At 64.7% G+C, this 9407-nt stretch carries 8 protein-coding genes; all 8 read left to right on the forward strand.

Annotated features, from left to right (window positions below; genetic code table 11):
• The first annotated feature begins 96 nt into the window (after positions 1 to 96).
• The 8 genes from DTX69_RS12135 (at position 97) to DTX69_RS12170 (ending at position 9398) form a co-directional block, all read left to right on the forward strand.
• Entirely contained in the window at positions 97 to 753 is a 657-nt protein-coding gene (locus DTX69_RS12135; protein WP_119301813.1) for a cysteine hydrolase family protein, read from the forward strand.
• A gap of 31 nt (positions 754 to 784) precedes the next feature.
• Positions 785 to 1780 (forward strand): RluA family pseudouridine synthase, encoded by a 996-nt coding sequence (locus tag DTX69_RS12140; protein ID WP_119301814.1) that lies wholly within the window; start codon positions 785 to 787, stop codon positions 1778 to 1780.
• A gap of 4 nt (positions 1781 to 1784) precedes the next feature.
• Positions 1785 to 2477, forward strand: a complete 693-nt coding sequence (locus tag DTX69_RS12145; RefSeq protein WP_119301815.1) for an HAD-IA family hydrolase — start codon at positions 1785 to 1787, stop codon at positions 2475 to 2477.
• Between the two features lie 30 nt (positions 2478 to 2507).
• Positions 2508 to 4544 carry an AsmA family protein gene (locus tag DTX69_RS12150; RefSeq protein WP_119301816.1) on the forward strand — a complete coding sequence of 679 codons (2037 nt, stop codon included), beginning with the start codon at positions 2508 to 2510 and terminating at the stop codon, positions 4542 to 4544.
• Between the two features lie 3 nt (positions 4545 to 4547).
• On the forward strand, positions 4548 to 5255 hold the full coding sequence (locus DTX69_RS12155; RefSeq protein ID WP_119301817.1) for an ATP12 family chaperone protein: 708 nt from the start codon (positions 4548 to 4550) through the stop codon (positions 5253 to 5255).
• A gap of 158 nt (positions 5256 to 5413) precedes the next feature.
• Positions 5414 to 6946 (forward strand): acyl-CoA carboxylase subunit beta, encoded by a 1533-nt coding sequence (locus DTX69_RS12160; RefSeq protein ID WP_119301818.1) that lies wholly within the window; start codon positions 5414 to 5416, stop codon positions 6944 to 6946.
• Between the two features lie 174 nt (positions 6947 to 7120).
• Positions 7121 to 9106 carry an acetyl-CoA carboxylase biotin carboxylase subunit gene (gene accC / locus DTX69_RS12165; protein ID WP_119302068.1) on the forward strand — a complete coding sequence of 662 codons (1986 nt, stop codon included), beginning with the start codon at positions 7121 to 7123 and terminating at the stop codon, positions 9104 to 9106.
• A 7-nt stretch (positions 9107 to 9113) separates the two neighbouring features.
• Positions 9114 to 9398: an acylphosphatase gene (locus DTX69_RS12170; protein ID WP_119301819.1), complete on the forward strand. Its 285-nt coding sequence runs from the start codon at positions 9114 to 9116 to the stop codon at positions 9396 to 9398.
• Positions 9399 to 9407 lie beyond the last annotated feature (9 nt).

Here is a 9407-nt window from a genome sequence, read left to right on the forward strand (position 1 = left end):
GTCCCGTTACAATGCCCTCGTTAGGGTCGCCGCTTGTGGCTGGACCAAAGCGGATGGGGCCAGTCGCAAACGGAAACCACAATTCAGGGTTCGGGGATGAAGGACTATCTGTCGCCGGAGCGCCAAAAGGCTGCGTTGCTCACCATCGATGCTCAACGCGATTTCATTCTTCCAGGTGCACCGGCCACAGTGAGCGGAAGTAGCGCGGCCGCACCCCAGATGCGCCACCTGGTAGAAGCCTTCCGCGCACACCACGCGCCCATCATTCATATGGTACGGCTCTATCGCTGCAACGGCTCGAACGTCGATCTGTGCCACCGCGCGCTCATCGAAGCCGGCCAGCGTATTGTCATGCCGGGCACCCTCGGCGCCGAACTCATCGACGATCTGAAACCGACATGCGGGCTGCGCTTGCAGCCCGATCTGCTTCTGGACGGCAAGCTGCAGGAGATCGGCCCGAAAGAGTGGATCTGCTACAAGCCGCGACTTTCGGCATTTTTCCAGACCCCGGTCGAAGAGCATTTGAAGTCCCTCGATATTTCCACCATCGTCATTTGCGGCACCGATTTCCCGGCTTCTCCACGCTCCACCGTCTACGCCGCCGCCAATCGTGATTTCCGGCTTGTCCTTGCCACCGACGCCATTTCGGGCGCGACGGACGCAGGGCTCGATGAGATGGCGCAGATCGGCGCCTATCTGATGCCGACCGACCAGTTGTTGGAATGGCTCCCCCGCAACCGGGCCGCGGCTTGATTCCACCCGCCGTTCGTGCTGTCTCACGCCCATGAGCGGCGTGCAGCAAATCGAAGTCAGACAAGAGGATGCCGACCAGCGGCTAGACCGCTGGTTCAAGCGGCACTTCCCGGCGCTTGGCCACGGCCGACTGGAAAAGCTGCTGCGCACGGGGCAGATCCGGCTCGACGGCAAGCGTGCCAAGGCCGCCGACCGCATCGAAGCGGGGCAGGTGGTGCGTGTTCCGCCGCTGGGCGAGGCCACCGAAAGGCCCAAGCAGCCGCAGCAGCGTCGAGCCAGCGCGGCGGATGATCGCTGGGCGAAAACGCTGCAGAAGGCCGTGCTCTACAAAGACGACGACGTGCTGGTAATCGACAAGCCAGCGGGGCTTGCGGTGCAGGGCGGCACCAGTCTTTCCACCAGCGTCGACGACCTCCTGGATGCGTTGCAGTTCGATGCCAAGGAGCGGCCGCGCCTGGTCCACCGCCTCGACCGTGACACCAGCGGTGTGCTGGCACTGGCGCGCAATGCCAAGGCGGCGCAGCGTCTGACCGAATCCTTCCGTCACAAGGATGCGCGCAAGGTCTATTGGGCTGTCGTCGTCGGCGTGCCGGAGGTGCGCGGCGGCCGCATCGACGCGCCGCTGCAGAAGGCCGGCGGCAAGGGCGCCGAGCGCGTGCATGTCGATGAGGAAGGCAAGCGTGCGGTCACCGAATTCGCGGTCATCGAGCGCGCGGGCAAGAAGGCGGCCTGGCTGGCGCTGATGCCGGTGACGGGCCGGACCCACCAGCTGCGCGCCCATTGCGTCGCGCTGGGGACGCCGATCCTGGGCGATGGCAAATATGCGGGTGCCGCTGCGTTTCTCGCGAAAGAGAATCTGGCGCGGCAGCTCCATCTCCACGCGCGGCGGCTGCGCATTCCGCACCCGACCGGCAAGGGCTGGATCGATGTGACCGCGCCCTTGCCGGAGCATATGCGCAAGACCTGGTCCTTCTTCGGCTTCGCCGCGAAGCCGGAGAAGGACCCGTTCGGCGAGCGAAACACGTGACGTGATGCTCAGCGACATCCCACATCGTCTGTTCGTGTTCGACTGCGACGGCACGCTGGTCGACAGCCAGCACAACATCGTCGCGGCGATGGCGGCGGCCTGGGCACGCTATGACCTGCCGGCGCCGGCCGCCGGCGATGTGCGACGCATCGTCGGTCTGACGCTGGAGATCGCGATCGCGCGCCTGCTGCCCGAGGGAGACGACGTCAAGCATCGCGCGCTGGCGGCGACCTACCGCGAGATCGTGCACGAGCTGCGCATGGGCAACGCACAAGGCATCGCCGAGGAGCCGTTGTTCCCCGGCATCCGCGAGCTGATCGAAGCATTGGCCGCGCCGGAGATCTTCCTGGGCGTCGCCACGGGAAAGAACCTGCGGGGGTTGGAGCACACGCTGACGGTGCATGGACTGCGCGATCGGTTCCACACGCTGCAGACCGCTGACGTTTGCCGCAGCAAGCCGGACCCGGAGATGGTGCTGCGCGCGATGCATGAGACCGGCATGCAGGCCGCGGCGACCGTGGTCATCGGCGATACCAGCTTCGACATGGAGATGGCCCGCTCAGCCGGTGCCACAGCCATCGGCGTCGCCTGGGGCTATCACGAGATCGCGGAGCTCACCGAGGCCGGCGCGCACGCCATCATCTACCAGCCGGCCGACTTATTGGCTGAATTGCGGCGGCTGGTGCCTGCGGCGTAGAATGGCCTGGGGACGCCGGAGGTTCGGCGCATGAGATTAAAGATCATCCTGACCGGGATCGGGCTCGCTCTGGTGGCGCTCGTGGCCCTGGCTTTCACGGTCGTGATGGCCACCGATTTCAACGACTATCGCGACCTGGTGCAGCAGCGCGTGAAGGCGGCGACCGGCCGGGACCTGGTGATCGCCGGCAATATCGACGCATCCTTTTCGCTCTCGCCCCGCTTATCTGCCAAGCAGGTGAGCTTTCGCAACGCGCCCTGGAGCGACATACCGCAGATGGCGAGCCTCGACGAAATCGAGGCCGAGATCGCGGTGTTGCCGCTGTTGACCGGGCTGATTCGCATCAAGGAGGTCGTGCTGCGCGGCGGCCAGGTGGTCGTCGAGACCAACAAGGAAGGCGTCGGCAATTGGGTTCTTAATCTCGGGCCGCAGACGAATCCGGAGAGCGCTAGCACCAATGCCAGCGGACTGCCGAAGATAGATCGCATGACGATCGAGGATGTGACGCTGCTCTATCGGGACGGCGAGACCGGCGGCAAGCAGACACTCGCGGTCAAGCGCTTTGCGGCAGAAGATGCGCCCGGTGCTGGAATCAGGATCGCGATGAAGGGCGCCTGGAACGACCGGCCGCTGGAATTGGCGGGCACGATCGGCGCTCCGCGTCAGTTCACCGAGGGGCCGTTGCCCCTCAATCTCGACGGCAAGCTCAGCGACGTCGCGCTGACATTGCGCGGCGAGGTTGGCGACCCGACGACCTTTTCCAATCTCTCGCTGGAGGTGGAGAGCGCTGGCCCATCCCTCGCGGCCCTGGGCGACATCTTCGGAATCGAACTGCCGAACTCCGCGCCCTACACGCTCGAGACGCGCGTCAGCGGCGACGCGGGCAAGTTCACCTTCTCCGATGCCAAGGCGAAGGTGGGCGGTTCCGACGCGGCCGGCAACATCGTTCTCGACACGTCGCTGGACGTCACGGAGTTGACGGCGACGCTGGCGTCGCAGCGCCTCGATTTCAAGGATCTGGGACTCGACGAGGGTGGGGGAACGGCGACCTCCAACAGCGACGGCAGGCTGTTCTCCGCCGAGCCCTGGCCGCTCGACTGGCTCAAGGACATCAATGGTGATGTCACCTGGCCGGTCGGAACGCTGGTGCGTGGCGGGGCCAGTGCGAGCGACGTTGCCTTGGCGCTCGGAGTGAAGGATGGTACGGCGACGCTCAAATACGTGAAGGCACACATCGAAGGCGGCACCATCAACGGCAATGGGACCCTGAAACCGGGAAAGGGCAGCCCCATCCTGGCGATCAAGCTCGGCGCCAATGGCATCCAGTCTGCTCCGCTTCTGAGCATGATGGGATTGGAGGATGTGCTGACGGTCGGGCGCGTCAACATGAACATGGATGTGAATGGCCCTGCCACATCCTTGCGCAGCCTGATGGCGGGGCTGAACGGCAAAGCTTCGTTCGTGACCGGCGAGGGCGAGGTGCGCAACAGCTTTGCGCGCCTGCTGCTCGCCAACCTGTTCGGGTTGCTGACACCTTCCGGAGACAACGGCTCGCGCATCTCCTGCATCGCCGGCAATTTCGACATCAAGCAGGGCATCGCCAGCACGCGTGGCACCGTGGTCGATACGCCCGGCGCAACGGTGGTGGGCGCTGGCAACATCGACCTGCGCAGCGAGCGCATCGACATGCGCGTCGATCCGAAGTCGAAGAACCTGAACCTCAGCGCCATCGCCGTGCCGATGCGCGTGACGGGACCGCTCGCCAGCCCGAACGTGCTTCCCGATCCGGTCGCGACGGTCGGCAACACGGTCAATTTCGCGACCGGCACGGTCAACGTTGTGACCCTCGGCATCTTCGGCGCGATCACCGGGCTGGGAAAGGGCGAGAACCTCGGCGAAAATCCGTGCGCGACCGCGCTCAACAACGCCCTCACCGGCAAGTCGAAGCAATCGACCGGCGAGAAGGTATTGCAAGGCGTGGGCGGGGCGGCTCAGGGCATCGGCGAAGGTGCCGCCGACGTGCTAAAGGGCGTGGGCGAAGGGATTGGTAATCTGTTTGGGCAATAGTTCATGTTGAGTGCGCCGCGCCGGTTCTACAAATCTGCCACTGTCACCCCCGTCGAAGGCGGCTGGAGCATTCTGCTGGACAGCAGACCGCTGCGTTCTCCCGCCAAACGTCCGTTCGTGGTGCCGACGGGGACGCTGGCTGCCGCCATCGCGGAAGAATGGCAGGCGCAAGGCGAGCAAATCGTGCCGCGTTCCATGCCGCTGATGCAATTCGCGGCCACTGCGATCGACAGGTTGGCTGATGATCGCGGCGCGCTGATCGAGGAGACCGCCGGCTACGGGCGCAGCGATGTCGTCTGCTATCGCGCCCATGAGCCGGCGTCCCTGGTGCGGCGGCAAGAGGAATTGTGGCAACCGCTGATCGCTTGGGTTGCGGAGCGCTACGACATCGCGCTCAACGTCACCGCCGGGATCGTCGCGGTGGAGCAACCGCCTCATACGCTGGCGACCTTCCGCCGCGTGCTGGAGGCGTGCGATCTCTTCGCGTTGACTGCGCTGGCCGCAGCGACCAGCGCCGCGGGATCGCTGGTCATCGCGCTGGCACTGGCCGAGGACCGCCTCAGCGCCGAGGAGGCGGCCGATGCCGCGCTGCTCGATGAGCTGTTCCAGGCGGAGAAATGGGGCAGCGACCCCGAGGCCGAGCGGCGCCGCGAGGCAATCCGCGCCGATCTTGCTGCCGCAAAACGATTCCACGCGCTCTCCCGCCGGTAACATATTGAAATGATTGGCTCTTCGGCTTGCTGGTCGATCGCGTGGCTTCGTGCTATGTGAGGCCGCCTTGCAATGCAACAAAAAATGCCGGCTGACGGTCACACGATGGCCGGTCACAACCGGCACCAGAAGATCAGGGACAGGGAGCGGGACGGGGGATGCAGGAAATCCTCAGGCAACTGGAAGAGAAGCGTGCGGCCGCGCGCGCCGGCGGTGGCCAGCGGCGCGTGGATGCCCAGCACGCCAAGGGGCGCCTCACCGCCCGCGAGCGCATCGAGTTGCTGCTGGATCCCGATTCCTTCGAGGAATGGGACATGTTCGTCGAACATCGCAGCAGCGAGTTCGGCATGCAGGACCAGAAGATCCCGGGCGACGGCGTCGTCACCGGCTACGGCACCGTCAACGGCCGGCTCGTCTTCGTCTTCAGCCAGGACTTCACCGTCTTCGGCGGCTCGCTCTCCGAATCCCATGCGGAGAAGATCTGCAAGGTCATGGACCAGGCGATGAAGGTGGGGGCGCCGGTCATCGGCCTCAACGATTCCGGCGGCGCGCGCATCCAGGAGGGCGTCGCCTCGCTCGCCGGCTATGCCGAGGTGTTCCAGCGCAACATCATGGCCTCCGGCGTGGTGCCGCAGATCTCTCTGGTCATGGGTCCCTGCGCTGGCGGCGCGGTCTATTCGCCGGCCATGACCGACTTCATCTTCATGGTGAAGGATAGCTCCTACATGTTCGTCACCGGCCCTGACGTGGTGAAGACGGTGACGCATGAGACCGTCACGCACGAGCAGCTCGGCGGGGCCGTCACCCATTCACAGAAGTCAGGCGTCGCCGACCTCGCCTTCGAGAACGATGTCGAGGCCTTGCTGCAGGTGCGGCGCTTCATCGATTTCATTCCGTCCTCGAACCGCGAGGCCGCGCCGCCACGTCCGACGCCGGATCCGATCGATCGCGACGAGTTCTCGCTCGATACGCTGGTGCCGGCCAATCCCAACAAGCCCTACGACATGCATGAGCTGATCGTGAAGGTGGTCGACGAGGGCGACTTCTTCGAGCTGCAGCCGGAGCATGCCAAGAACATCATCATTGGCTTAGCGCGCATGGGCGGCGACACGGTCGGCATCGTTGCCAACCAGCCGATGGTGCTCGCCGGCTGCCTCGACATCGATTCCAGCCGCAAGGCTGCGCGCTTCGTGCGGTTCTGCGACTGCTTCAATATCCCGATCGTGACCTTCGTCGACGTGCCCGGCTTCCTGCCTGGCACCGCGCAGGAATATGGCGCGATCATCAAGCACGGCGCCAAGCTGCTGTTCGCCTATGGCGAGGCGACGGTGCCGAAGGTCACCGTCATCACGCGCAAGGCCTATGGCGGGGCCTATGACGTCATGAGCTCAAAGCACATCCGCGGCGACGTCAACTTCGCCTGGCCGTCGGCGGAGATCGCGGTCATGGGACCGAAAGGCGCGGTGGAGATCATCTTCCGCGCCGATATCGGCGATCAGCAGAAGATCGCCGAGCGCACCGAGGAATACCGGCAGAGGTTCGCGAACCCGTTCGTCGCCGGTGCCCGCGGCTTCATCGACGACGTGATCCTGCCGCATTCCACCCGCAAGCGCATCTGCCGCTCCCTTGCCATGCTCCGCGACAAGAAGCTCGAAAACCCGTGGAAGAAGCACGACAACATTCCGCTGTGATGATGTTGAACGAAATTGAATCGCCTTACTCTCCTTCGTCATGGTCGGGCTTGGTCCGACCATCCACGAGCTTCGCGGGGCAGCACCGAACGATAGTAGGCAAACTCGTGGATGGTCGTGCCAAGCACGACCGTGACGGGTGGGGGCGTGCTGACAGCGCGCATCAGGGTGGCCATGTTCAGTAAAATCCTGATCGCGAATCGCGGCGAGATTGCCTGCCGGGTCATCCGGACGGCGAAGGCCATGGGCATCAAGACAGTCGCAGTCTATTCCGAGCCCGACGCCGATGCGCTGCATGTGCGCGAGGCGGATGAGGCGGTGGCGATTGGGCCGGCAGCGGCGGCGCAGAGCTATCTTGCGATCGAGAAGATCATCGCCGTCTGCAAACAGACCGGCGCCGAGGCGGTCCATCCCGGCTATGGGTTTCTCTCTGAGAACCGCAAGTTCGCGGCGGCGCTGAAAGAGGCCGGTATCGTTTTCATCGGGCCCGATGCACATGCGATCGCCGCGATGGGCGACAAGATCGAATCCAAGAAGCTGGCCAAGGAAGCGGGCGTCAACTCCGTGCCCGGCTATCTCGGCGTCATCAAGGACGCCGAGGAGGCGGTGAAGATCGCCAAGGAGATCGGCTATCCGGTCATGATCAAAGCCTCGGCCGGCGGCGGCGGCAAGGGTATGCGCATCGCGCGCAACGATCAGGAGACACGCGACGGCTTCCGCTCCGCCAGCAGCGAGGCGCGCTCCAGCTTCGGCGATGATCGCGTGTTCATCGAGAAGTTCGTCGAGGAGCCGCGCCATATCGAGATCCAGGTCCTGGCTGACGGCCACGGCAACTGCATCTATCTCGGCGAGCGCGAATGTTCGATCCAGCGCCGGCACCAGAAGGTGATCGAGGAGGCACCGAGCCCTTTCCTGGATGAAAAGGCGCGCCGCGCGATGGGCGAGCAGGCGGTCGCGTTGGCGAAGGCCGTGCACTACAAGTCGGCCGGCACCGTCGAATTCATCGTCGATGCCAAGCGCAATTTCTATTTCCTGGAAATGAACACGCGCCTGCAAGTCGAGCATCCGGTGACCGAGATGGTGACGGGGCTCGATCTGGTCGAGCAGATGATCCGCATCGCGGGGGGCGAGAAGCTCAAGATCAAGCAGTCGGATGTGAAGCTGAACGGCTGGGCGATCGAGGCGCGGGTCTATGCCGAGGATCCGCTGCGCAACTTCCTGCCCTCTACCGGACGCCTGGTCCGCTACCGCGAGCCCGCGGAGGGACCGGCGGTGCGCGTCGACAGCGGCGTCTACGAAGGCGCCGAGATCAGCATGTTCTACGATCCGATGATCGCCAAGCTGGTGACCCATGGCGAGGACCGGCCCTCCGCCATCGCCGCGATGTGCGAGGCGCTGGATTCCTTCTATATCCGCGGTCTTGGCCACAATATCGGGTTCCTGTCGGCACTCATGGCGCACCCGCGCTTCCGTGCTGGGCGGCTGACCACCGGCTTCATCGCCGAGGAATTCCGCGACGGTTTCCAGGGCGTCCATCTGCCCGAAGAGGCCAGAGGCGACATCGTCGCCGTGGCAGCGGTGGTGCACCAGAGCTATGCCCGCCGGGCGGTCTCGAGCGCGCCGCGCTTCAAGAACGCCGCGCCCGTCGCCAATGGCAAGTGGGTTGTGAAGATCGGCAAGGAGCAGCACGAGGTCACGGTTGTTGAGACCGCGATGGGCCATGCGGTGATCGAAGGCAAGCGCAGCCGGGAGCTGGTGAGTGCCTGGCAGATCGGCGACCCGATCTATCGCGGCCGCGTCGACAACCGGCCCATCATCGTACAGATGGAGCGTGACGGCATCGGCTATCGCATCGCTCATGGCGGCGCGCAACTGAAAGTACTGGTGCTGGCGCCCCGTGCGGCGAAATTGGCCGGCCACATGCTGGAAAAGACGCCGCCCGACATGTCGAAATACCTGCTGTCGCCGATGCCCGGCCTGCTGGTTGCCATCGCGGTGCAGGAGGGACAGGATATCAAGGCGGGGCAGGAACTGGCCGTGGTCGAGGCGATGAAGATGGAAAACCTGCTTAGGGCCGAGCGCGACGGCAAGGTCGCGAAGCTGCACGCCAAGGCTGGCGACAGCCTCTCCGTCGACCAGGTGATCGTCGAGTTTGCGTGAACAACCAATGGCCGACCGCAAGATCGTTCATGTGCTCATTTCTGGCAGCGTCCAGGGCGTCTGGTTCCGCGCTTGGACTGTGCAGGAAGCGAAGGTGCGCGGTCTCGACGGTTGGGTGCGTAACCGGCGCGACGGCAGGGTGGAAGCGGTATTCGCCGGCCCGGCTGCGCGCGTCGACGAAATGCTCCTGGTCTGCCGCAGCGGTCCGCCGGCAGCGGAGGTAGAAGACGTGCATACGACACCGCACAGCGACGATCCCGGTGCGGGCTTCCGGAAGCTGGCGACCTATTGATTCACTCGA

Origin of the sequence: Dongia deserti (genome assembly GCF_003574735.1) — a bacterium.
GTDB classification, from domain to species: Bacteria; Pseudomonadota; Alphaproteobacteria; order Dongiales; family Dongiaceae; genus Dongia_A; species Dongia_A deserti.